Annotated in this window: 1 protein-coding gene; it reads left to right on the top strand. The window is 61.4% G+C overall.

All coding sequences use genetic code 11. The features are described 5' to 3' along the window. On the top strand, positions 1-420 hold a 420-nt coding region (locus tag A3736_RS05995), incomplete at both ends, for a DUF2254 family protein (protein ID WP_156502006.1).

Here is a 420-nt window from a genome sequence, read left to right as displayed (position 1 = left end):
CACGATGATCGGCGTGGCGTCGACCGTGTTCTCGATCACGATCGCCTCCGTCGCTTATGCCAGCGGCAATTACGGGCCGCGCCTGCTTACCAATTTCATGGAAGATCGCGGCAATCAATTCAGCCTGGCGACCTTCATCGGCACGTTCGTCTATGCGATTACGGTGCTGCGCGCGGTGAGGAAGGCGGAGGAAACGCCGCTCTTCGCGACCGAACCGACCGCCATGTCCGGCTTCGTGCCGCAGATCAGTCTGCTGACGGCATTCGTGCTGATGCTGCTGTCGATCGCGGTGCTGGTCTATTTCCTTAATCACGTGCCCGCCTCGATCCGCGTCAACGCGGTGCTGGAAGGGATCGGCGGGCGCCTGCTCAGGGATATCAAGCGCCTGTTTCCCGAAGAAAACCGGGGCGAGCGTGCCTT

This window comes from Erythrobacter sp. HI0063 (assembly GCF_001635685.1).
Taxonomy (GTDB): domain Bacteria; phylum Pseudomonadota; class Alphaproteobacteria; order Sphingomonadales; family Sphingomonadaceae; genus Qipengyuania.
This window is presented reverse-complemented; position numbering and strand designations above follow the sequence as displayed.